This is a genomic window from Pseudomonas sp. N40(2020), from assembly GCF_014472415.1.
Lineage (GTDB): Bacteria > Pseudomonadota > Gammaproteobacteria > Pseudomonadales > Pseudomonadaceae > Aquipseudomonas.
Genome location: NZ_JACSZV010000010.1, coordinates 1 through 22,883 on the forward strand (window position 1 = coordinate 1; position 22,883 = coordinate 22,883).

Annotated in this window: 24 protein-coding genes and 1 other RNA gene; 11 read left to right on the forward strand and 14 right to left on the reverse strand. The window is 60.5% G+C overall.

Going from position 1 to position 22,883, the window contains the following annotated elements:
- Positions 1 to 78 precede the first annotated feature (78 nt).
- Entirely contained in the window at positions 79 to 1,224 is a 1,146-nt protein-coding gene (argE, locus tag IAI51_RS09245) for an acetylornithine deacetylase (protein WP_187678190.1), read from the reverse strand.
- Between the two features lie 156 nt (positions 1,225 to 1,380).
- On the opposite strand from argE, the gene IAI51_RS09250 reads away from it, so the two are divergent.
- The gene (locus IAI51_RS09250; protein WP_187678191.1) at positions 1,381 to 2,751 is read left to right on the forward strand and encodes an inorganic triphosphatase; all 1,371 of its coding nucleotides are present in this window, start codon (positions 1,381 to 1,383) and stop codon (positions 2,749 to 2,751) included.
- A gap of 148 nt (positions 2,752 to 2,899) precedes the next feature.
- Here the strand turns inward: IAI51_RS09250 and IAI51_RS09255 are convergent, their stop codons facing one another.
- Entirely contained in the window at positions 2,900 to 3,370 is a 471-nt protein-coding gene (locus IAI51_RS09255) for an Lrp/AsnC family transcriptional regulator (RefSeq protein ID WP_007913818.1), read from the reverse strand.
- A gap of 126 nt (positions 3,371 to 3,496) precedes the next feature.
- Here IAI51_RS09255 and IAI51_RS09260 point away from each other — a divergent pair, with 126 nt between their 5' ends.
- The 5 genes from IAI51_RS09260 to IAI51_RS09280 all read left to right on the forward strand — a co-directional run bounded on the left by IAI51_RS09260 (position 3,497) and on the right by IAI51_RS09280 (position 7,556).
- On the forward strand, positions 3,497 to 3,835 hold the full coding sequence (locus tag IAI51_RS09260) for a hypothetical protein (RefSeq protein ID WP_187678192.1): 339 nt from the start codon (positions 3,497 to 3,499) through the stop codon (positions 3,833 to 3,835).
- Between the two features lie 91 nt (positions 3,836 to 3,926).
- Positions 3,927 to 5,711: a GspE/PulE family protein gene (locus tag IAI51_RS09265; RefSeq protein WP_187678193.1), complete on the forward strand. Its 1,785-nt coding sequence runs from the start codon at positions 3,927 to 3,929 to the stop codon at positions 5,709 to 5,711.
- Positions 5,712 to 5,802: 91 nt separating this feature from the next.
- Complete coding sequence (locus tag IAI51_RS09270; RefSeq protein WP_187678194.1) at positions 5,803 to 6,723, forward strand: SPFH domain-containing protein; 921 nt, start codon at positions 5,803 to 5,805, stop codon at positions 6,721 to 6,723.
- A gap of 3 nt (positions 6,724 to 6,726) precedes the next feature.
- A complete protein-coding gene (locus tag IAI51_RS09275; RefSeq protein WP_187678195.1) occupies positions 6,727 to 7,170 on the forward strand; it encodes an NfeD family protein in 444 nt (147 codons plus the stop codon).
- A 65-nt stretch (positions 7,171 to 7,235) separates the two neighbouring features.
- Entirely contained in the window at positions 7,236 to 7,556 is a 321-nt protein-coding gene (locus IAI51_RS09280) for a DUF2388 domain-containing protein (protein WP_169843014.1), read from the forward strand.
- Positions 7,557 to 7,622: 66 nt separating this feature from the next.
- Here IAI51_RS09280 and gcvP read toward each other — a convergent pair whose 3' ends face one another.
- From gcvP to IAI51_RS09330, 10 genes are all read right to left on the reverse strand, one after another.
- The gene (gene gcvP, locus IAI51_RS09285; protein ID WP_187678196.1) at positions 7,623 to 10,496 is read right to left on the reverse strand and encodes an aminomethyl-transferring glycine dehydrogenase; all 2,874 of its coding nucleotides are present in this window, start codon (positions 10,494 to 10,496) and stop codon (positions 7,623 to 7,625) included.
- Positions 10,497 to 10,629: 133 nt separating this feature from the next.
- Positions 10,630 to 11,013 carry a glycine cleavage system protein GcvH gene (gene gcvH, locus IAI51_RS09290; protein ID WP_187678197.1) on the reverse strand — a complete coding sequence of 128 codons (384 nt, stop codon included), beginning with the start codon at positions 11,011 to 11,013 and terminating at the stop codon, positions 10,630 to 10,632.
- 48 nt (positions 11,014 to 11,061) lie between these two features.
- Positions 11,062 to 12,144 (reverse strand): glycine cleavage system aminomethyltransferase GcvT, encoded by a 1,083-nt coding sequence (gene gcvT, locus IAI51_RS09295; RefSeq protein WP_187678198.1) that lies wholly within the window; start codon positions 12,142 to 12,144, stop codon positions 11,062 to 11,064.
- Positions 12,145 to 12,299: 155 nt separating this feature from the next.
- The gene (locus IAI51_RS09300) at positions 12,300 to 13,916 is read right to left on the reverse strand and encodes an ABC transporter permease (RefSeq protein ID WP_187678199.1); all 1,617 of its coding nucleotides are present in this window, start codon (positions 13,914 to 13,916) and stop codon (positions 12,300 to 12,302) included.
- Positions 13,917 to 14,067: 151 nt separating this feature from the next.
- Positions 14,068 to 15,072, reverse strand: coding sequence for an extracellular solute-binding protein (locus IAI51_RS09305; RefSeq protein ID WP_187678200.1), 1,005 nt, complete (start codon positions 15,070 to 15,072; stop codon positions 14,068 to 14,070).
- A 110-nt stretch (positions 15,073 to 15,182) separates the two neighbouring features.
- Positions 15,183 to 16,400, reverse strand: coding sequence for a 2-octaprenyl-3-methyl-6-methoxy-1,4-benzoquinol hydroxylase (locus IAI51_RS09310; protein WP_187678286.1), 1,218 nt, complete (start codon positions 16,398 to 16,400; stop codon positions 15,183 to 15,185).
- Positions 16,401 to 16,409: 9 nt separating this feature from the next.
- Entirely contained in the window at positions 16,410 to 16,895 is a 486-nt protein-coding gene (locus IAI51_RS09315; RefSeq protein WP_187678201.1) for a DUF4442 domain-containing protein, read from the reverse strand.
- Positions 16,888 to 18,075, reverse strand: a complete 1,188-nt coding sequence (ubiH, locus tag IAI51_RS09320; protein ID WP_187678202.1) for a 2-octaprenyl-6-methoxyphenyl hydroxylase — start codon at positions 18,073 to 18,075, stop codon at positions 16,888 to 16,890. The genes IAI51_RS09315 and ubiH overlap by 8 nt, the downstream gene beginning before the upstream one ends.
- The gene (gene pepP / locus IAI51_RS09325; RefSeq protein WP_187678203.1) at positions 18,072 to 19,406 is read right to left on the reverse strand and encodes a Xaa-Pro aminopeptidase; all 1,335 of its coding nucleotides are present in this window, start codon (positions 19,404 to 19,406) and stop codon (positions 18,072 to 18,074) included. The genes ubiH and pepP overlap by 4 nt, the downstream gene beginning before the upstream one ends.
- 27 nt (positions 19,407 to 19,433) lie before the next feature.
- Positions 19,434 to 19,994 carry a YecA family protein gene (locus IAI51_RS09330; RefSeq protein WP_187678204.1) on the reverse strand — a complete coding sequence of 187 codons (561 nt, stop codon included), beginning with the start codon at positions 19,992 to 19,994 and terminating at the stop codon, positions 19,434 to 19,436.
- Positions 19,995 to 20,112: 118 nt separating this feature from the next.
- Here IAI51_RS09330 and IAI51_RS09335 point away from each other — a divergent pair, with 118 nt between their 5' ends.
- The 4 genes from IAI51_RS09335 (at position 20,113) to IAI51_RS09350 (ending at position 21,532) form a co-directional block, all read left to right on the forward strand.
- On the forward strand, positions 20,113 to 20,322 hold the full coding sequence (locus IAI51_RS09335; RefSeq protein ID WP_016985919.1) for a TIGR02449 family protein: 210 nt from the start codon (positions 20,113 to 20,115) through the stop codon (positions 20,320 to 20,322).
- A complete protein-coding gene (locus tag IAI51_RS09340) occupies positions 20,319 to 20,636 on the forward strand; it encodes a cell division protein ZapA (RefSeq protein ID WP_187678205.1) in 318 nt (105 codons plus the stop codon). Before IAI51_RS09335 ends, IAI51_RS09340 begins: the two co-directional genes overlap by 4 nt.
- 30 nt (positions 20,637 to 20,666) lie before the next feature.
- A non-coding RNA gene (ssrS, locus tag IAI51_RS09345) (6S RNA) lies at positions 20,667 to 20,845 on the forward strand.
- An 81-nt stretch (positions 20,846 to 20,926) separates the two neighbouring features.
- Complete coding sequence (locus IAI51_RS09350; RefSeq protein ID WP_187678206.1) at positions 20,927 to 21,532, forward strand: 5-formyltetrahydrofolate cyclo-ligase; 606 nt, start codon at positions 20,927 to 20,929, stop codon at positions 21,530 to 21,532.
- A 35-nt stretch (positions 21,533 to 21,567) separates the two neighbouring features.
- On the opposite strand, the gene IAI51_RS09355 is transcribed toward IAI51_RS09350, so the two are convergent.
- Positions 21,568 to 21,723, reverse strand: coding sequence for a hypothetical protein (locus tag IAI51_RS09355; protein ID WP_095186895.1), 156 nt, complete (start codon positions 21,721 to 21,723; stop codon positions 21,568 to 21,570).
- 197 nt (positions 21,724 to 21,920) lie between these two features.
- Here IAI51_RS09355 and IAI51_RS09360 point away from each other — a divergent pair, with 197 nt between their 5' ends.
- Positions 21,921 to 22,370 carry an EVE domain-containing protein gene (locus IAI51_RS09360; protein ID WP_187678207.1) on the forward strand — a complete coding sequence of 150 codons (450 nt, stop codon included), beginning with the start codon at positions 21,921 to 21,923 and terminating at the stop codon, positions 22,368 to 22,370.
- A gap of 102 nt (positions 22,371 to 22,472) precedes the next feature.
- Here the strand turns inward: IAI51_RS09360 and IAI51_RS09365 are convergent, their stop codons facing one another.
- Positions 22,473 to 22,880 carry a flagellar basal body-associated protein FliL gene (locus IAI51_RS09365; protein ID WP_187678208.1) on the reverse strand — a complete coding sequence of 136 codons (408 nt, stop codon included), beginning with the start codon at positions 22,878 to 22,880 and terminating at the stop codon, positions 22,473 to 22,475.
- Positions 22,881 to 22,883 lie beyond the last annotated feature (3 nt).

Here is a 22,883-nt window from a genome sequence, read left to right on the forward strand (position 1 = left end):
GCCGAAGGCTGCGATCTTTTGATCTTCAAAACAAAACCAAAAGATCGCAGCCTTCGGCAGCTCCTACAAGGAATGCGTTCAATTCTTCAGGCAGTAATGTTCAATCAGCTGTCGCAATAGATGCACGGTAGGCTGTAAACGTGACATTTCAAGGTACTCGCCGGGCTGATGCGCGCAGGCGATGTCGCCGGGGCCGAGCACGATGGTTTCGCAGCCAAGGCGCTGAAGATAAGGCGCTTCGGTGCCGAACGCTACTGCTTCGGCCGCGTGGCCAGTGAGTTTTTCCGCTATCCGCACCAGTTCAACGTCTTCAGCCTGCTCGAACGGCGGCACTTCCGGGAACAGTGGCTTGTAATCGATCTTCACCTGATGACGCTCGGCAACCGGTTTGAGCTTGCGCAGAATCTCGGCGCGCAGCACTTTCGGGTCCATGCCCGGCAGCGGTCGCAAGTCAAACTCCAGCGAACACTGGCCGCAGATGCGGTTGGGGTTATCGCCGCCATGGATGCAGCCGAAGTTCATCGTCGGTTGCGGCACGCTGAATTGCGGATTGTTGAATTCGCGCTGCCATAACAGGCGCAGACCACGCAGTTCACCGATGGCATCGTGCATGGCTTCGAGGGCGCTGTGGCCCAGGCGCGGATCCGACGAGTGGCCGCTCTGCCCGAGAATGTCGATGCGCTCCATCATGATGCCTTTGTGCATGCGGATCGGTTTGAGCCCGGTCGGCTCGCCGATCACTGCAGCACGGCCTAGCGGACGTCCGGCCTCGGCCAGCGCACGGGCGCCGGACATCGAGCTTTCTTCATCGCAGGTCGCGAGGATCAGCAGCGGTTGCTTGAACGGCTGATCGAGCAGCGGTTGCACGGCCTCGATGATCAGGGCGAAGAAGCCCTTCATGTCGCAACTGCCGAGGCCGACCCAACGGCCATCGACTTCGGTGAGTTTCAACGGATCGGTCTGCCACAGCGCGTCGTCGTACGGCACCGTGTCGCTATGCCCGGCCAGCACCAGCCCACCGGGGCCGCTGCCGAAGCTGGCGAGCAGGTTGAATTTTCCGGGGCTGACCTGCTGGATATCGCAACTGAAGCCCAGATCACCCAACCATCCGGCGAGCAAATCGATCACGGGCCGGTTGGACTGATCCAGGCTCGGTTGCGTGCAGCTGACCGACGGCGCAGCAATCAGCGCGGCGAACTGGTCTTTCATGGACGGCAAAGGCATCGCTGACTCCAACTCCCGAATTGAGGTTCATCATAGAACCATCCGGCGTCAGGAATAAACCGCCGCAGGGCGTAGGACGAATCAGTCCTGTACACTGCACGGCCTTGGCAGCCACACATTCCCCCGGCTGCGCTCCCGATCCTGGATTTTCCGGCCATGCAGAAAGAAACCGAAATCAAACTCCGCGTCAGCCGCGAAACCCTCGCTGCCCTGCGAGAGCACCCGTTACTGAAAAAACGCAACAAAAATGGCTGGGAACGCCGTGAGTTGATGAACCAGTACTTCGACACTCCTGAGCGTGACCTGGCCCAGGCCAAAGTCGCCCTGCGCCTGCGCAAGGATGGCGATGAGGTGATTCAGACCCTCAAAACTCGCGGCCAAAGCGTCGCCGGTCTGTCCGAGCGTAACGAGTACGACTGGAAATTGCCCAAAGCCAAACTCGACGTGAAGAAACTCGACGGCGAATGCTGGCCCGAGTCGCTGGCCGAGCTGGACAAGAAAACCCTGAAGCCGATCTTCACCACCGATTTCGTCCGCGAGCGCGCCGAAATCGCCTGGGGCCGCGGCAAGGCCAAAGTGGTCATCGAAGCCGCTCTGGATCTGGGCCACGTCGTGGTCGGCAAACAGAAAGAAGAAATCTGCGAGCTGGAACTGGAATTGCGCGAAGGCGAGCCTGCCGCGCTGCTGGAGCTGGCCGCCGAACTGGCTGAAACCCTGGCCCTGATGCCGTGCGACATCAGCAAGGCCGAGCGCGGCTATCGTCTTTACGACGCCAACAGCTACTCGCTGAGCCTGCCGGCGCCACAACTGACGACCGAAACCCAGCTGGACGATGCATTCGCCGCGCTGTGCTGGCATTTGCTCGGTAGCAGCCAGCGTCTGGCTGAGCAATACCGTTTCAACGGTCACTGGCGCCTGCTGCTGGACTGGGTCGAGAACCTTGCCGAAATGCGCGCCCTGCTCAGCAGCCTCGGCCAGGCCGCACCGCGTCCGTCGACCCACGACCTGCGTGTGGCCCTCGATGCACTGCTGGAAGACTGGCGCCCGCTGGTTCAGGCCGGTATCGAAGATGAAGACGTGCGCAAAGCCGCGCCGGAGCAATTCCTCGAAGAACTGGAAGACCCACGCTGGGGCCTGTTCTCGCTGAACGCGTCCCGCTGGTTACTGGCTCGCACCTGGACCGCCGAGCGCAACACTCGTGGCAACCGTCAGGGCGCCGCACAACTGCACAGTTGGTTGCCGCGCATGCTGGGCGAAGAAGCCACCTCCCTGCAATTGCAGCGCTATCAGCAGCAGCCGGAAGATCTGGCTGAGCAACTGCCGCGTATCGAGCGCATTCAGGTTTGGCTGCACCACGCGCGTAACGTGCTGGAGATCCCGGAAATGGATCGCCTGTACGGCGAGCTGAACAAACTGGCGCAACTGGCCAACGAGCCGACGATCACTGACGAACTGCTCGATGCGCGCAAGCAGCAGGCGATTGCCGTTTATCAGAATCGTGCGTGGAAAATGCTGCTGCGTATGTGATTACTTTGTGGTGAGGGGATTTAGCGAAACGTCGCACCGCCCCGATGGGTCGCGAAGCGGCCCGCTTTTATTAGAAAGCTGGGACTGCTCCGCAGTCCATCGGGGATAAATCCCCTCACCACAGTAAATCCCCTCACCACAAAGGCTTTCAGCGCAGTACCGGCAAACTGGTGGTGGACTTGATCTCCGACAACGCCACAATCGAATTCACTTCCTGTATCCCCGGCACCAGCGACAGCTTCTCGAAGAAGAACCGCTCATACGCCTCGATGTCCGCCGCGACGATGCGCAACAGAAAATCCACCGCGCCCATCAGCACATAACACTCCAGCACTTCCGGAAACCCACGAATCGCCTCGGTGAATTCGGTGAAGTTCGAACGCCCGTGCGCATTGAGTTTGATCTCGGCAAAAATCTGCGTGTTCAGACCGATTTTCTTGCGATCCAGCAACGTCACCTGCCCGCGAATGATCCCCTCTTCTTTCATCCGTTGAATCCGCCGCCAGCACGGCGATTGCGACAGTCCCACCTGCTCGGCGATCTGCGCACTCGAAAGAGAAGCGTCCTCTTGCAGCAGGGCGAGAATCTTGCGGTCGTAGCTGTCCAGCTCGCTATGCATAGGAAAACCTCTAATCAACCATCTTACGAATTGATCAATTCGATCATTCGCCAATAACGCCCATCATAGATAAGAAATACCCGGCACCGAATGTAAAAATTCCTCCAGTGATTTTGGAGACCCGCCATGCCCCACCTCGAAGCCGTCAACAGCAGCCCGACCCGCGCCGATGTCTGGAACGTCAGCAACCCCCACTGCCTGGCGCAGTATCAAATCCTCGCCGAAGCCGAGCCGGATGTGCTGGTGCGGGTGCTGAATTTATTCGCGCTGCAATTCCTCACGCCCGAGCAGGTCAACGTGCAGCGAATGGACGATCTGCTGTCGATCGACTTGGTCATGAGTGGCCTGAGCTGGCATCGCGCACAAGTGATTGCGGAAAAACTTCGTAACCTGATCAGCGTCTGCTCGGTGAATCTGCAAAACGCCGACACGGTGTGGGATGCGCCGGCGCAAGCGGCCGGCTGAAAAATCCGGCAACGGCTTCGTCGGGTAGTGGCCCAACGGTCTGCGGGGCCACGACTATCCTTTGCGCAATGTCGCTCAAAAGGAAGCCCGCATGTCCGTTCAACTCGCCACTCAGGACCGCTGGCTGGAACTCAACGATGTATTGCGTGAACTGGTCGCCCAAGGCTTCATCAGCCAGGACTCGGCGGAACAGGCGCTGAATGCCCGTCGTCGCCACGCCGCACATGGCCAGAAGCATCCGCTGGAGTTCATCGCCGGCCAACAACTGGACGACCTCAGCCGACCGGGCAAACACCTCGATCTGGAAAGCCTGACCCTGTGGCTGGCGCAACAGGCCGGGCAGCCGTATTTGCGCATCGACCCGCTGAAGATCAACGTCGCCGCCATCACGCCGCTGATGTCCTATGCCTTTGCCCAACGCCACAAGATTCTCGCCGTCGCCGTCGACCGCGACACGGTGACCGTGGCCAGCGCCCAGCCCTACGTGAATGGCTGGGAAGCCGACCTGACTCACGTCCTGAAGCTGCCAGTCAAGCGGGTGGTGGCCAACCCGGCGGACATACAGCGTTTCAGTGTCGAGTTTTTCCGCTTGGCCAAATCGGTCAGCGGCGCCAGCAACGCCGATCAGCAGAGCGGCAATCTCGGCAACTTCGAACAACTGCTCAACCTCGGCGCCAGTGATCAGGAGCCGGACGCCAACGATGCGCACATCGTCAACATCGTCGATTGGCTGTTCCAATACGCCTTTCAGCAGCGCGCCAGCGATATCCATATCGAGCCGCGCCGCGAGCAAAGCACCGTGCGTTTTCGCATCGACGGCGTATTGCACAACGTCTATCAATTCCCGCCGCAAGTGACCATGGCGATTGTCAGCCGCCTGAAAAGCCTCGGCCGGATGAACGTCGCCGAGAAGCGCAAACCCCAGGACGGCCGGGTCAAGACCAAGACCCCGGACGGTGGCGAAGTCGAGTTGCGCCTGTCGACCCTGCCCACCGCGTTCGGCGAAAAAATGGTCATGCGGATCTTCGACCCCGAAGTGCTGCTCAAGGACTTCGATCAGCTCGGGTTTTCAACTGACGACCTGCGCCGCTGGCAAGACATGACCCGCCAGCCCAACGGCATCATTCTGGTTACCGGCCCCACCGGTTCGGGCAAGACCACCACGCTCTACACCACGCTGAAAAAACTGGCGACGCCGGAGGTCAACCTCTGCACCATCGAAGACCCGATCGAGATGGTCGAACCAGCCTTCAACCAGATGCAGGTCCAGCACAACATCGACCTGAGTTTCGCCGCCGGAGTCCGCGCACTGATGCGGCAGGACCCGGACATCATCATGATCGGCGAGATTCGCGACCTCGAAACCGCCGAAATGGCGATTCAGGCGGCGCTGACCGGTCACCTGGTGCTATCGACCTTGCACACCAACGACGCCCCCTCCGCGATCAGCCGCTTGCTGGAACTCGGCGTGCCGCACTATCTGATTAAAGCCACCGTTCTCGGGGTGATGGCGCAACGACTGGTGCGCACCTTGTGCCCGCACTGCAAGGCACCGCTGACCCTGGACGAAGAAGACTGGCAAACCCTGACCCGTCCTTGGCAGGCGCCGTTGCCGAACAATGCACAACGCGCGATCGGCTGCGTGGAGTGCCGCGACACCGGTTATCGCGGTCGCGCCGGGGTCTACGAAATCATGCAACTGAGTGACAGCCTCAAGGCCTTCATCACCCCCGACACCGACCTCACGGCGATCCGTCGCCAGGCGTTCAAGGAGGGTATGCGCAGCTTGCGTCTTTCGGGTGCACAGAAAGTTGCGGCCGGGCTGACGACGATTGAGGAGGTGTTGCGGGTGACGCCGCAAAGCGAGCAGAAATAGCCAAATTGCCATCAAGCGGTTCTTAACCCCGGGCCACGCCGTTACACTTGCGCCATTGCAACTCTATTGATCCATCCAACAAGGAATCGTTATGCAGACCGGAAGTGTGCTTTTACTGTTTGTGGCCCTGGCAATCGCCATTCTGTTCATGGGTTTCAAAGTCGTGCCACAGGGTTTCGAGTGGACGGTCGAGCGCTTCGGTCGCTACACCAACACCCTTAAACCGGGCCTTAACATCATCATTCCAGTGATGGATCGCATCGGTCGCAAGATCAACGTGATGGAAAGCGTGCTGGATATCCCACCGCAGGAAGTCATCACCGCCGACAACGCCACGGTACAGATCGATGCCGTGTGCTTCTTCCAGGTTGTGAACACGGCCCAGGCCGCTTACGAGGTAAACAACCTCGAACACGCCATTCGCAATTTGCTGCAAACCAACATCCGCACCGTGCTCGGTTCCATGGAACTCGACGCCATGCTCAGCCAGCGTGACAACATCAACGAAAGACTGCTGCGCACCGTGGACGAAGCCACCGCACCGTGGGGCATCAAGATCACCCGGATCGAAATCAAGGACATCAGCCCGCCTGCCGACCTGATGGCTGCAATGTCCGGCCAGATGAAGGCCGAACGAATCAAACGCGCGCAAATCCTCGAAGCCGAAGGCCTGCGAGCCTCGGCGATTCTCACCGCAGAGGGCAAAAAGCAGGCACAGATTCTGGAAGCAGAAGGTAGTCGTCAGGCCGCGTTTCTTGAGTCCGAAGCCCGGGAGCGTCAGGCCGAAGCCGAAGCCCAGGCGACCAAAGTGGTGTCCGAAGCCATCGCCGGCGGCAACGTGCAGGCGGTCAACTATTTCGTCGCGCAGAAATACATCGACGCGCTGGGCAAGCTGGCTTCGGCCAACAACAGCAAAGTCATTCTGATGCCTCTGGAAGCCAGCTCGATGATCGGTGCAGTGGGTGGCATCGGCGAGATCGTCAAAGCGACCTTTAACGGCAAGAAGGCCTGAGCCATGCCAGCTGAACTGTTCACCTTCTGGAGCTGGCTGGGGCTGGGCACTGTGTTGCTCATTCTTGAAGTGTTCGGGGCTGGCGGTTACCTGTTGTGGATCGGCATGGCCGCCGCCGCAGTCGGCGTCACGACGTTTGTCCTGCCGACGCTGCCGTGGGAAATCCAGCTGGTGCTGTTTGCGCTGTTTTCGATCCTGACCGCGCTGTATTGGTGGCGACGCCAACGCACTGCGGTGCGCCGCAGCGATCAACCGAATCTGAATCTGCGGGGCCAGGAGCTGATCGGCAAAGTGTTCGTGGTCAGCGAGGCGATCGTCGACGGCCGCGGCAAAATCAAAGTTGCAGATGGCGTCTGGATTGCCCGTGGGCCTGACACACCGGTCGGCGAGCGCGTTCGCGTAACGGGACAACAAGGCGTGATATTCCTGGTGGAACGTGCCGATTAGTGTGCATGGAACCGGATCGGTAAATGACGATCCAACGCCGTAGTTAACCCCCAGGAGTCACCTAAATCATGCGTCTCAAACTTGCTGTCGCCACTCTGGCCTTGCTGTCCCTTCCCGTTGGTTCAGCGATGGCCGACAGCTTTTGGCGTAACGTCATTTCGTCCGGCGCTACCACTGGCTCGACTTACCTGACCTTCAAGGATCACAAGCTGATCGTCGCTGCGCAGGATGATGCCGGCAGCTTCGTTGCCAGCGATGGCGGCATTCGTGGGCCGTATCTGGAAGCAGCGATGCAGAAAGTTCGCGCCGACAACCCGGGCCTTCAAGCGACGGACATGGAACTGGCGAATGCGATTCTGGCGAAGAATGCCGTGGCTTCCGAGTAAGCCTTTCGCCCACAAAAATGCCGCTCATATGAGCGGCATTTTTTGTGGAACAAAATCAAAAGATCTTTAGCGGTAATCGTCCACGGGGACACAAGCGCAAAACAGATTGCGATCCCCATAAACGTTATCCACCCGATTCACCGCCGGCCAATACTTGTGAGCCTTGGTGTGCGCATCCGGCGTGATGCCTTGCTCGATGCTGTAGGGCCGCTCCCAGACTCCGGTGACATCCGCCAACGTGTGCGGCGCACGTTTGAGCGGGTTGTCTTCCGCCGGCCAGTTGCCGTTCTGAACTTCGGTGATTTCTGCACGAATGCTCAACATGGCGCCGATGAACCGGTCCAGTTCAGCCTTCGATTCACTCTCGGTCGGTTCGACCATCAATGTCCCCGGCACCGGGAATGACATGGTTGGCGCATGGAAACCGTAATCCATCAAACGCTTGGCGACGTCCTCTTCGCTGATGCCGGTCTGTGCCTTCAACGGCCGCAGATCGAGAATGCATTCATGGGCCACCCGCCCGTTGCGCCCGGTGTAAAGCACCGGGAACGCTCCAGATAAATGCTGCGCCAGGTAATTCGCCGCCAAAATGGCCACTTCGCTAGCGTCCGCCAGTTGCGGGCCCATCATGGCGATGTACATCCAGCTGATCGGCAGAATACTTGCGCTGCCCCACGGCGCCGCGCTGACCGCGCCGTTCTGCGCCAGTGGCCCGTCAATCGGCACCACCGGATGATTGGCGACGAACGGAGCGAGATGCGCGCCAACCCCGATCGGCCCCATCCCTGGCCCACCGCCGCCATGAGGAATGCAGAAAGTCTTGTGCAAATTCATGTGTGAGACATCGGCGCCAATATCGGCCGGGCGCGCCAGCCCGACTTGTGCGTTGAGGTTGGCGCCGTCCATGTAAACCTGACCGCCGTGCTGGTGGATAACCTCGCAGATTTCGCTGATGCCCTCCTCGTACACGCCGTGGGTCGATGGATAGGTCGCCATCAGGCACGACAACCGGGCCCCGGCTTCGGCGGCCTTCGCCTTCAAATCCTCCAGATCGACGTTCCCCGCTTCATCGCACTCGACGATCACCACACGCATCCCCGCCATCTGCGCCGAGGCCGGGTTGGTACCGTGGGCCGAGGACGGAATCAGGCAGATGTCCCGCGTACCCTGCTGGCGGCTCTCGTGATATTTGCGGATCGCCAGCAACCCGGCGTACTCACCCTGTGCGCCGGAGTTTGGCTGCATGCAGATCGCATCGAACCCGGTGATCGCGCACAGCCAACGCTCCAGTTCTTCGATCATCAACGTGTAACCGACCGCCTGCTCTCGCGGCGCAAACGGATGCAGATGGGCGAACTGCGGCCAGGTGATCGGGATCATCTCGCTGGTGGCATTGAGTTTCATGGTGCAGGAGCCCAGCGGGATCATCGACTGATTAAGCGCCAGATCCTTGTTCTCCAACTGCTTGAGATACCGCAGCATCTCGGTTTCGCTGTGATGGGCGTTGAACACCGGATGGCGCAGATAAGGCGTCTTGCGCTGGAGGTTTTCGGGAATGCCGCAAACCAGTGCCTCAGCGTCAAGATCGTCGACGATCAGCCCATGATCAGCACCGAGCAACACATCAAACAGCTTCGCCACGGTGTGCTCATCGCACGTTTCATCGAGGCTCAGGCCGACTCGACCACGGCCCAGAATTCTCAGGTTGATCTGCGCGGCTTGCGCGCTTTCGATGATCGCAGTTTGCGCGCCGCCAACCTCCAGCGTCAGCGTGTCGAAAAACTGCGCGTTGACCCGTTTGATGCCGTTGCGCTCAAGGCCGGCAGCCAAAATGCAGGTCAGCCGATGCACGCGCTGGGCGATGCGTTTCAAGCCTTCCGGTCCGTGATAGACCGCATAGAAACTGGCGATGTTGGCCAGTAAAACCTGCGCCGTGCAGATGTTCGAATTGGCTTTTTCGCGGCGAATATGTTGCTCGCGGGTCTGCAGGGCCATGCGCAGCGCCACGTTGCCCCGAGCGTCTTTCGACACACCGATGATCCGCCCGGGGATTGCCCGTTTGTATTCCTCGCGACTGGCGAAAAACGCGGCGTGCGGGCCGCCGTAGCCCATCGGCACGCCAAAGCGTTGGGATGAACCGAACACCACATCCGCACCCAGTTCGCCCGGTGGTGTGAGCAACAGCAAACTCAGTAGATCGGTGGCAACACAGGCCAGCGCTTGCTGCGCATGCAAATGATCAATCAATGGCCGCAAATCCCGGATCTCGCCATGGCTGTCAGGATATTGCAGCAGCGCACCGAACACCTGGTGCTGCCTCAAGTTATCGACAGCGTCGACGATCACTTCGAAACCGAAGCCTTCGGCGCGGGTCTGCACCACGGAAATGGTCTGGGGATGACAGTTCTCATCGACGAAAAACAGATTGCTCTTTGACTTGGCAACGCGCTTGGCCAGCGCCATGGCTTCGGCTGCGGCGGTGGCTTCATCGAGCAGCGAGGCGTTGGCCAGTTCGAGGCCGGTGAGGTCGATGGTCAGTTGCTGGAAATTGAGCAGCGCTTCGAGCCGGCCTTGGGCGATTTCCGGTTGGTAGGGCGTATACGCGGTGTACCAACCGGGGTTTTCCAGCACATTGCGCAGGATGACGGTCGGCGTCAGGGTGCCGTGATAGCCCATGCCGATCAGGTTGGTCCAGACCTGATTCTGCTCGGCATACCCGCGCAGTTTCGCCAGCGCGGCTTGCTCATCCAGCGCTGGCGGCAGATCCAATGCGCGATTGAGGCGGATGCCCGGCGGTACCGTTTGCTCGATCAGCTCGGCCCGGCTGCCGAGGCCGAGGCTGTCGAGCATCGCCTGTTGCTCGGCGGCATCGGGGCCGAGATGACGGCGCAGGAAGGCTTCGGGATCACGTAACTGGCTCAGGGACGGCAACTGGGACATGACGGGCTCTCTCTTGGCTGGCGCTCGGCGTCAATGCAGCACGGTCAAACCAGCATAGCAGCCGCCCAAAATCCGAAACTCCCGGGCATAAAAAAGCCCCGACAGGTCGGGGCTTTGGGGCGCAGCGTTGGGCTTACTCGCCGATGGCGGCCTTGTAGCCTGCTGCGTCGAGCAGCTTGTCCAGCTCAGCAGTGTTGCTTGGCTTGAGCTTGAAGATCCAGGCGCCGTATGGTTCGGTGTTCAACAACTCCGGCGAAGCACCCAGATCTTCGTTGATCGCGATCACTTCGCCGCTGATTGGGGCATAGATATCGGAAGCGGCTTTTACCGACTCGACCACACCGGATTGGTCGCCTGCGGCGAAAACCTTGCCGACTTCGGTCAGCTCGACGAACACCACATCACCCAGCGCTTCCTGCGCGTGATCGCTGATGCCCACGGTAACGGTGCCATCGGCTTCCAGACGCGCCCATTCGTGACTTTCGGCAAAACGCAGTTCGGCAGGGATATCGCTCATCTTCGGTGTCCTCGAGAAATTGTCAGCGGTCGTGCCCGCCGGGAAAGGTTAGATCAAAGTTTTGCCATGGCGAACGAAGGTCGGTTTGACCACTCGTACCGGATACCACTTGCCACGGATTTCCACTTCGGCGCGGTCGGCGGTTGCCATCGGAACACGCGCCAGAGCAATCGATTTGCTTAGCGTAGGAGAGAAACTACCACTGGTGATCTCCCCTTCGCCAACATCGGCGATGCGAACCACTTGATGAGCGCGCAAAACACCCCGCTCTTCCAGCACCAGACCGACCAGTTTGTGCGCAACGCCGGCGGCTTTTTCCGCCTCTAGCGCGGCGCGGCCGATGAACTGACGCGAGACTGGCTCCCAGGCAATGCTCCAGGCCATGTTCGAAGCAAGCGGCGAAACATCCTGATGAATGTCCTGACCGTAGAGGTTCATCCCGGCTTCCACCCGCAGGGTGTCCCGAGCGCCGAGACCAATCGGGGAAATACCGGCGCCCACCAGATCGTTGAAGAACGCCGGCGCCTGATCGGCCGGCAGGGCGATTTCCAGACCATCTTCACCGGTGTAGCCGGTGCGGGCAATGAACCAGTCGCCGTCGGCGTGGGCTTCGAAAGGCTTGAGGTGCTGGATCAGCGCGGCGCGGGACTGGGTCACCAGTTCGGCAATCTTGTGCCGGGCCTGCGGCCCCTGAATGGCCAGCATCGCCAGCTCAGAGCGTTCGTGCAATTGCACGTCGAAACCGCCGAGCTGCGCCTGCATCCACGCCAGATCCTGATCGCGGGTGGAGGCGTTGACCACCAGGCGATAACCGTCGTCGAGGCGGTAGACGATCATGTCGTCGACGATGCCGCCACGCTCGTTGAGCATGGTGCTGTACAAGGCACGGCCGGGGCGGTGCAGGCGTTCGACATCATTGGCCAGCAAATGCTGGAGCCAGGCTTTGGCCTGGGCACCGGTGACGTCGATAACGGTCATATGGGAAACATCGAACACCCCGCAATCGCGGCGCACTTCGTGGTGCTCCTCGACCTGCGAGCCGTAATGCAGTGGCATGTCCCAACCGCCAAAATCGACCATCTTCGCGCCAAGGGCGAGATGCAGGTCATACAGAGGCGTACGCTGTCCCATGGGTTTCTCCTTCCGGGCGTGGCGAGGGTGCGGACAGCCGCTGCACGGGTGAAAGCCTTGAAATAGAGGGCTTTCAGCCAATCCCAGCGAACAGATCTGTCAGACGAACCGCACCGAATGCCGCGCATTGTAGCCGCATGATTCAGGACTGACGACTAAGTGTTTCGATGCGCCGAGCGGCGGATCAGGCCAATGACCGGCAATAGTCCGACCAAGACAAGCGTCAATGCCGGCAGCGAAGACCTCGCCCACTCGCCTTCGCTGGTCATTTCAAAGATGCGCACCGCCAGCGTGTCCCAGCCAAACGGGCGCATCAGCAGGGTCGCAGGCATTTCCTTGAGCACATCGACGAACACCAGCAACGCCGCACTCAGGGTGCCGGGTAGCAACAGCGGCAGATACACTTTGAAAAACAGTCGCGGCCCACTGACACCCAGGCTACGTGCCGCTTCGGGCAAAGACGGCCGTATACGCGCCAGACTGTTTTCCAGCGGGCCATAAGCAACGGCAACAAAACGCACCAGATACGCCATCAGCAACGCCGCCAGACTGCCGAGCAGCAGCGGTTTGCCGGCACCACCGAGCCAGCCGGAAAGCGGGATCACCAGTTCGCGATCCAGATAACTGAACGCGAGCATGATCGACACCGCCAGAACCGACCCCGGCAAGGCGTAGCCAAGGTTGGCCACACTGACGCCTGAGCGGATCGCCCGGGTCGGCGCCAGCCGTCGGGCGAAGGCCAGCAATAACGCGACGCTGACGGTGATCAGCGCAGCCATCCCGCCCAGATACAAGGTATGCAGGATCAACCCGGCGTAGCGCTCGTCCAGATCAAAGCGACCGCGCTGCCAGAACCACACGATCAGTTGCAGCAGCGGAATGACGAAGGCGCAGGCGAATACCAATCCGCACCAGCTCATTGCCGCGAACGCCTTTAACCCGCGCAGGTGATACAACGCCTTGACTCGCGGCCGCTCGTTGCTAGCCCGATTGGCCCCGCGTGCGCGACGTTCGCCGTAGAGCACCAGCATCACCACCAGCAGCAACAGGCTGGCCAGTTGCGCCGCGCTCGACAGGCTGAAAAAGCCGTACCAGGTTTTGTAGATCGCGGTGGTGAACGTGTCGAAGTTGAACACCGAGACCGCACCGAAATCCGCGAGGGTTTCCATCAGCGCCAGCGCCACACCCGCACCAATGGCCGGACGCGCCATCGGCAACGCCACACGCCAGAACGCTTGCCACGGCGACTGGCCAAGCACCCGCGCGGCTTCCATCAGGCCTTTGCCTTGAGCAAGGAACGCAGTGCGCGCCAGCAGGTAGACGTAGGGATAGAAAACCAGCACCAGCACCACGATCACACCGCCGGTGGAGCGCACGCGTGGCAGGCGCAGGCCAGTGCCGAACCATTCGCGCAGCAGGGTTTGCACCGGGCCGGCGAAGTCCAGCAGGCCGACGAAGACAAACGCCAGCACGTAGGCAGGAATGGCGAACGGCAGCATCAGCGCCCAGTCGAGCCAGCGTCGGCCGGGGAATTCGCAGAGGCTGGTGAGCCAGGCGAGGCTGACACCGAGCAGCGTCACACCGATGCCGACGCCGAGTACCAGCGTCAGAGTGTTGCCCAACAGGCGCGGCATCTGGGTTTCCCACAGGTGCGACCAGATCTGTTGATCGATGGTTTGCCATGAGAGCAGCAGAACGCTCAGGGGCAACAGCACCAACGCGGCGATGGCGAAGACGATGGGGTACCAGCGGCGTTGGGCGGGGTGGGCCAAGGAAACTATCTCGTTCAAATGATTGTGCCCACGCTCTGCGTGGGCACACATCCTGTGACGCTGCTCGTCACGGTTTCAGCGAATCGACGCGGAGCGTCGAGGGATGCATTCCCACGCGGAGCGTGGGAACGATCAAATTATACGAAAAGCCTCAGTTCCAACCCGCCCGATCCATCATCCGGATCGCCTCGGCCTGGCGCTTGCCCGCCACTTCCACCGGCAAGGTGTCGGCAATGAACTTGCCCCACGCCGCCACTTCTTCCGAAGGCGCAACCTTCGGGTTGGCCGGGAACTCCTGGTTCACGTCAGCGAAGATTTTCTGCGCTTCGGGCGTGGTCATCCACTCGACCAAAGCCTTCGCCGCTTCAGGGTGCGGTGCATGTTTGGTCAGGCCAATACCCGATAGATTGACGTGCACGCCGCGATCCGCCTGGTTCGGCCAGAACAGTTTCACCGGCAGCTCCGGCTTCTGCTTGTGCAGGCGGCCGTAGTAGTAAGTGTTGACGATGCCGACATCGCACTGTCCGGCGTTGATCGCTTCCAGCACCGCGACGTCGTCGGAGAACACATCGGTGGACAGGTTGTTGACCCAGCCCTTGAGGATTTTTTCCGTCTTCTCGGCGCCGTGGACTTCGATCATGGTCGCGGTCAGCGACTGGTTGTAGACCTTCTTCGCCGTGCGCAGGCACAGGCGCCCTTCCCAGTTCTTGTCGGCCAGCGCTTCGTAGGTGGTCAACTCGCCCGGCTTCACGCGCTCGGTGGAGTAAGCGATGGTACGCGCGCGCAGGCTCAGACCGGTCCAGGCGTGAGTGGACGAGCGGTATTGCGCGGGAATGTTGGTGTCGATGGTTTTCGAGGTGAACGGCTGAAGAATGCCCATTTGCTCGGCCTGCCAGAGGTTGCCGGCGTCGACGGTCAGCAGCAGGTCAGCGGTGGCGTTTTCGCCTTCGGCCTTGATGCGCTGCATCAGCGGCGCTTCCTTGTCGGTGATGAACTTGATCTTCACCCCGGTCTTGGCGGTGTAGGCATCGAACACCGGTTTGATCAGCTCATCGATACGCGAAGAGTAAACCACCACCTCGTCGGCGGCCTGGGCAGTGGTGCTGCCGATCAGGGTCAAGGCCAGTGCGGTCAGAAGACGCTTGGGTGCCAACATGGGAGTGGTCTCTCGGTCGGGAAATGTGGGTCAAATGATAAGGACTCACATTTAGCTTCTCAATCGAACACTTTCCCAAGGAGTTACCAGATGTTGCACAAATGTAGACCTTAGGGTTTAGCGAGCGCCGGAAGGTCGCCGGTCAACCCGAGTGCTTCGCGCACAAACAACGCCTTGGCCTCAGGCATTTGCTCCACCAGCTTCAACCCGGCATTACGCAACCAGCGCACCGGCAGCGGATCAGCCTGGAACAAGCGCTCGAAGCCTTCCATCGCCGCCATCAGCGCCAAATTGTGCGGCATGCGCCGACGCTCGTAACGGCTCAGCACCTTCACATCTGCCAGTCGCTCGCCACGCTCGACCGCTTGCAACAGCACTTCGGCCAACACCGCGGCGTCGAGGAAACCCAAGTTCACGCCCTGACCGGCCAACGGGTGAATGGTGTGCGCCGCATCGCCGATCAGCGCCAGCCCTTCGGCCACATAACGCTTGGCGTGACGCTGACGCAGCGGCACGCACAGTCGCGGATCAGCACTGATGACTTCGCCGAGGCGACCCTCAAAGGCACGCTCCAGCTCACGGCAGAAGTCCGCCTCACCCAGCGCCATCAAACGCTCGGCTTCGCTCGGCGTGGTCGACCAGACGATCGAGCACCAATCCTGCTGCCCGTCGCGTTCCAGCGGCAGAAACGCCAGCGGCCCGTGATCGGTAAAGCGCTGCCACGCAGTCATCTGATGCGGCTTGCTGCTACGCACGCTGGTGACGATGGCGTGATGCAGGTAATCCCACTCACGGGTGGCGACGCCGGTCAGGCGACGTACTGCCGAGTTGGCGCCATCCGCCGCGATCACCAGCGGCGCGCGCAATTTGCGACCATCGGCCAGGGTCAGCAGCCAGTCGTCACCGGAGCGGCGCATCTGCTCCAGCCGCGCGTTGGCCAGCATGCCGAGATCGCAATCGTGCAAACGATCGAGTAAGGCATCCTGCACCACGCGGTTTTCGACGATATGGCCGAGTACCTCGGCATGCACACTGTTCGCCGAGAAGTGAATCTGCCCGGTGCCGCTGCCGTCCCAGACGTGCATGTCGGTGTACGGACTGCTGCGTCGCTGGGCGATGCCGTCCCACACGCCGAGGCGTTCGAGAATGCGTTGGCTGGCCGCCGACAGCGCACTGACACGCGGCTCAAATGGCGCTTGAGCATCGAACGGTTTGACGCTCAAAGGGCTGCCGTCGAGCAGCAGGACTTCCAGCCCGCTGTCCTGCAACGCCAGCGCCAGGGCGCTGCCGACCATTCCGGCTCCGACAATCAGCAGATCTGCGCGCATTTCCATGCTTTAAGCCTGTCTCGCTTGCGGCTTGAGCCGCACGTAAAGGGTTTTACCGACCCGCGCGACAAGGTTGCCGGCGCCGTCATGAATATCGACCTGCAACTGCGGCAGGTATTTCTCGCCATTGGCGGTCTGCCGGCGGATCTCGTCGAGCAAGGTCTCGTCGATGTTGAACCGGGCGAACACCGGGCCTTTGCCCGGCGCGATGAAATCGATGTCGGCGGCCTTGTCCCAGACGATGTAACGCGAGCCGAGGTTCTCCATCAGCATCAGCATGAAAAACGGATCGACCATCGAATACAGACTGCCGCCAAACTGGGTGCCAACGTAGTTGCGGTTGTACAAGCCCAGGCCCATCGACACCTGTACATCGCGAAAGTCATCACTGATGTGCCGCACACGCACACCGGCGCCGAGATAGGGCGGATAGAACGTCATGATCCAACGCATCAACCGCGCCTTGCCGAACGTACGGATCAGCCAGTTACGCATCCGGGCGTGTTCCCAGGCCCATGGCCTGACGGGCGAACCAGCGCTTGGCCGGCGGTAGCAGATCGAGACCGAGCAGGCCGATGTTGCGACCCAGCGAGACCAGCGGCTGGGTGCTGCCGAACAGGCGCGTAACCTGATCGGAGAAGCCCACGGTGAGGTCTTGATCCAGACGCTGACGCTCGCGATACGCCTGCAACGTGGCGAAGTCGCCCGGCGGTTTGTCGCTGGCCAGCAACGCGGCGGCCAGAGCATCGGCATCGCGCAGGGACAGGTTGAAACCCTGCCCGGCAATCGGATGCAGGCTGTGCGCAGCGTTGCCGAGCACGGCCAGATGCGAACGCACTTGCTCTTCAGCTTCCACCAGCGACAGCGGATACAAATGCCGCGCGCCGACTTGTTTCAGGGTGCCGAGGCGGTAACCGAACACGCCCTGCAATTCACTGAGAAAATCGCGCTCACTCAAGTCGGCCAGACGTTGCGCGTCCATGCCCAAACGGGTCCAGACCAATGCGCAGCGGTTTTCCGGCAGCGGCAGCAGTGCCATCGGCCCGTCGTCAGTGAAGCGCTCGAAGGCCATGCCGTTGTGCGCTTCGCTCGGGGTGATGTTGGCGATCAGCGCACTCTGGTTGTACGGACGCTTGCGCACGTTGATGCCTAACTGCTCGCGCAGCCCCGAACGGCCGCCATCAGCGAGCACCGCGAGGTCGCACTCAATGGTGGTTTCATCGTTGAGGGTCAGGCGATAACCGTCAGGCAGCGGCTCCATGCGGGTGACTTCTGCCGGGCAGCGCCAAGTGATCACATCTTTATCAATGTGTTGCCACAGGCACTGGCCGAGCCAAGCGTTCTCCACCACATAGCCAAGCGCCGGCACGCCCTCTTCCATCGCCGACAAACGCGCGGTGGAGAAGCGGCCACGGTCGGAGACGTGAATCTGTTTGATCGGCTCGGCGCGGCGGGAGATTTCCTGCCAAACGCCCAACCGCTGATAGATTTGCCGCGAACCGAAGGACAGCGCCGACGAGCGCGCATCGTAGCTCGGCTGCCAACTGTCGCCGGGGGCGAACGGTTCGATCAGCACGATCTTCCAGCCACGGGCCTTGGCCCCGGCCTGCAAGGCCAACGCCAGACTGGCGCCGACCAGACCACCACCGATGATTGCCAGATTGACTCGACTCATGCCGCGTGTGTCCGCGCTTGCGCCATCAGTGCTTCAATGTCGGCGACGGTTTTCGGTACGCCGTTGGTCAGGATTTCACAGCCAGTCTTGGTCACTACCACGTCGTCCTCGATGCGCACGCCAATGCCGCGCCATTTCTTCGCTACGTTCTGATTGTCCGGGGCGATGTAGATGCCCGGCTCCACGGTCAGCGCCATGCCGACTTCAAGCACGCGCCATTCGCCGCCAACCTTGTACTCGCCGACGTCGTGTACATCCATGCCCAGCCAGTGGCCGGCGCGGTGCATGTAAAAGGCTTTATAGGCTTCCGTCGCGATCAACTCGTCGACGTCGCCTTGCAACAGCCCCAGTTTCACCAACCCGGTGGTGATCACTCGCACCGTGGCTTCGTGCGCTTGGTTCCAGTGTTTGTTCGGGGCGATTTCGGCGAATGCGGCTTCCTGCGAAGCCAATACCAATTCATAGATCGCTTTCTGCTCGGGCGAAAACCTGCCGTTGACCGGCCAGGTGCGAGTGATGTCGCTGGCGTAGCAGTCGATCTCGCAACCGGCGTCGATCAGCACCAGATCACCGTCCTTGAGCAACGCGTCATTCTGCTGGTAATGCAGGATGCAGCTATTGCGCCCGGCGGCGACGATGGAGCCATAGGCCGGCATCTTCGCCCCGCCCTTGCGGAATTCGTAATCGAGTTCGGCCTCCAGGCTGTACTCGTAGAGCCCGGGACGACTGGCCTGCATCGCGCGGATGTGGGCCTGGGCCGAGATTCGCGCAGCCTCGCGCATCACCTTCACTTCTGCCGCCGATTTATACAGGCGCATGTCGTGGAGCAGATGATCCAGGGCAACGAATTCATTCGGCGGCTGGGCGCCGAGGTGCGCTTTGGAGCGGATCACGTTGATCCAGTCCATCAGGTGTCGATCAAATTCAGGGTTGCTGCCCATCGCCGAATACACCCGGTCGCGCCCTTCGATGAGGCCCGGCAGGATGTCGTCAATGTCGGTGATCGGGAAAGCATCGTCGGCACCGAAGTCGCGGATCGCGCCTTCCTGCCCTGCGCGCAGGCCGTCCCACAATTCGCGTTCGGCATTGCGTTCACGGCAGAACAGCACGTATTCGCCATGCTCGCGGCCGGGCATCAAAACGATGACGGCTTGCGGCTCGGGGAACCCGCTGAGGTACTGAAAATCGCTGTCCTGACGGTAGACGTGCTCGACGTCGCGGTTACGGATAGCAACCGCGGCGGCGGGCAGGATCGCGATGCTGTTGGGTTCCATCTGCGCCATCAGGGCCTTGCGGCGACGGCTGTATTCCGCTTTCGGGATATGGGTCATGGGCAGATGGCTTTCCCTGGCTCGCGATTAATGCAGCGACGGCTTGGCGGCTGGCGGCACGTCGGCTTTTTTGGTTTCCGAAAACAGCAGCAACGGCGCAACGCGCAGGTACTCCATGACTTCCATGTAATCGGTTTCGCCGTCTTCGGATTCTTCCAGGGCGTCTTGCACTTGGGAAATTGCTGCCAGATCCTGCAGCACTTCGGTGGCTTCGGTGCTGAGCATGCTGCTGTCGCGGCAGTTCAGGCCGAACCCGCTGAGGAAGCCCTGGCACCATTCGCCCAGTGCGGCGGCGCGGTCAGCAAGAGGCGCGTCATCGGTTGGCAGCAGCAGGACGACAGTGACGTCGTCGCCGGTCAGCTCGCCTTTGACCATCTCTTGCAGGCCGATCAGGGCGTTGCGGACGTTGTCCTGAATGTCGCCTTCGAGCAGTTCGGCGGCGTCGATCAGCCAGCCTTCGTTATCGAAGCCGGCACCGGCGCAACTGCGTCCGAGCAACTGGCCATGCAGTTCGGCAGGCGAGACGTTGTGGCCGCTGGAGGTCAGCAGGGTGGCAAAGGCTTGGTACGGGGAATTCGCAATGGTCATGGGCAGCTAGGCGCCAGACGGCGCTATGTCTAGAATGAAGGCCTTGTATCCTACATCGACAGACTCGCCAAGACTATTAAAGGCTGTCCGCCAGCTAACCCATCAGACAGTGAACCCAATGGAAGACAACGACCTGCAAGCGCTGATGGCCAGACTCGAGCTGCTGATTGGCCGAGTCGAGCAACTAAAGAGTCAAAACGCACTCTTACTAGCTCAGGAAAAGACCTGGCGCGAGGAACGCGCTCACCTCATTGAAAAAAACGAAATCGCCCGGCGTAAGGTCGAATCGATGATTTCGCGCCTCAAGGCCCTGGAGCAAGACTCATGAGTTCAAGCAATAGCGTTACCGTGCAGATCCTCGACAAAGAATATTCGATCATCTGCCCGCAGGAAGAGCGCAGCAATCTGGTCAGTGCCGCGCGCTACCTGGACGGCAAGATGCGCGAGATCCGCAGCAGCGGCAAAGTTATCGGTGCCGACCGCATCGCCGTGATGGCCGCACTGAACATTACCCATGACCTCTTGCACAAAGAAGAGCGTCCGGACATCCAGGCCAGCGGCTCGACCCGTGAACAGGTGCGCGACTTGCTCGATCGTGTCGATCTGGTCCTGGCCGACAATCCGGACATCAGCAAGGGCTGATTCGCCAGACCGCTTGAGGTATACTCGCGGCACTCCCTGGGGTGCTTGCCAGTTGACGATGTCCCTGAGCCGATTCGCACTACCCTGGAAGTTGCACGTTGGGCTGGTGTGCATGTCCGCCAGACGGAAAGCCTTAAAGTCTACTGCATCTTCCACCTTGAACTTTCGGGTTCAAGGGCTAAGTTGACAGCGGTTCATCTGGGGAGCCTGATTCGAATCCGATGTCGGTGTATGCCGACATCGGATTTTTTATGCGTACGTTTTTGCACCCACCCTGCCGAAGCCGAACCATGACCGAACCCTCGCTGCTGCCCCGCGCGCAACTCCGCCGCCTGCTGCGCAAGGCGCGCCGCTCACTGACTCCCGGTGAACAACGTCAGGCCGCCAAAGGGCTGTTTCGGCAATTGGCACAAGACCCGCACTTTCGTCGGGCCAAACATATCTCCCTGTACCTGCCTACCGACGGTGAAATCGATCCGCGCTTGCTGCTGCGTGAAGCCCAGCGTCGGGGCAAGGCCACGTATCTGCCGGTGCTCAGCGCCTGGCCGCGAACCAAAATGGTCTTTCAGCGCATCCATCCAGGCGAAAAACTCAAACCCAACCGCTTCCGCATTCTCGAGCCACGCGCCAATCTGGCTCGCCAGCGCAAGATCTGGACGCTGGATCTGGTGTTGTTGCCGCTGGTGGGATTTGACGACGTCGGCGGACGGCTGGGGATGGGCGGCGGTTTCTATGATCGCAGCCTGGCGTATCTGGCGCGGCGCAAGAACTGGCGCAAGCCGACGCTATTGGGCCTGGCCCATGAATGTCAGAAGGTCGAACGACTGGCGCAGGCGAGCTGGGATGTGCCGTTACAAGGCACGGTCACCGACAAGGCGTGGTATTTCGCGGGATAGACGCCGCAGGGTACAGCGGCGTCGGGAGAGCAGTTTCAGCGCTTGAAGGCTGTCGACTGTTGAACCTGTTGCGCCACTTCAATCGGCGCGTCGGTCTTGTTGGACCACAGGCTCTGCGCATAACCGGTGGTCACGACGCCCAAGCCGAACAAAATAACCAAAGTCCATAGCAAATCCGGTTTGCGTTTCATCGATTGCCCCCCTCAAGGCACATCATCACGATGACAGCAGCGGTTTCCGTTCGTAGGCCGTGCAGCAGCGTCAAGCTTTAAAGGCCGGCATTTTGCGACAACGTGAACCTGCGCGCAAACGCTGACGTCAACCGACTGTCGGTTTGTCATAAAATTGCCCGACAACTTGCCCAAAGAACGCTTCAGGAGCAAAAACCATGGCCTATTGGCTGATGAAATCCGAGCCGGACGAACTCTCGATCAAAGGCTTGGAAAAACTCGGTAAAGCGCGCTGGGACGGGGTTCGCAACTATCAGGCGCGCAATTTCCTGCGGACGATGGCGGTTGGCGATGAGTTCTTTTTCTATCATTCCAGCTGCCCGGAGCCGGGGATTGCCGGGATTGGAAAAATAATCGAAGCGGCGTACCCGGATCCCACCGCACTGGAACCGGAAAGCCACTACTTCGACCCGAAGGCTACCCCCGAGAAAAACGCCTGGAGTGCGATCGATGTGGCGCATGTCGAGACGTTTGGGCGGGTATTGAAGCTGGATTATCTGAAGCAGCAGACGGCGTTGGCGCAAATGCCGCTGGTGCAGAAGGGTTCGCGGCTGTCGGTGATGCCGGTGACGGCGGAGCAGTGGGCGGCGGTGCTGGGATTGCGGTAACGGCCACAAAAAAGATCGCAGCCTTCGTCAGCGCCTACAGGGGAACGCATTCCAATGTAGGCGCTGACGAAGGCTGCGATCTTTTGACTTTCAGAATTTGTATTACTGAATGATCAGGTTGTTGAACAACAGATCCTCAACCACCGGTTTGCCGGTCTCGTCATTCATCACTTGCTGAGTCTGCTTCAGCGCTTCCTGACGCAGCTTTTCCTTGCCCTCGATGCTGCCCATCGCCTCGGTGCTCTGCTGGGTGAACAGCGCCACCAGCTGATTGCGGATCAGCGGCTCGTTTGCCTTGACCAGTTTGGTCGCCTCTTCGCCAGTCACGCGCAGCGCCACGTCGGCCTTGTAGACCTTCAGTTTTGGCGTGCCGTCCAACCCGTAATTGCCCACGAACGGCGGGCTCAGGGTGATGTAGTTGACCTTCGGCGCCTCGCCTTCTTTGGCTTCTTCGGCCTGCGCTGCCACAGGCAGAGACAGGGCCAGCAACAACATGATCCACGCTTTCACAAT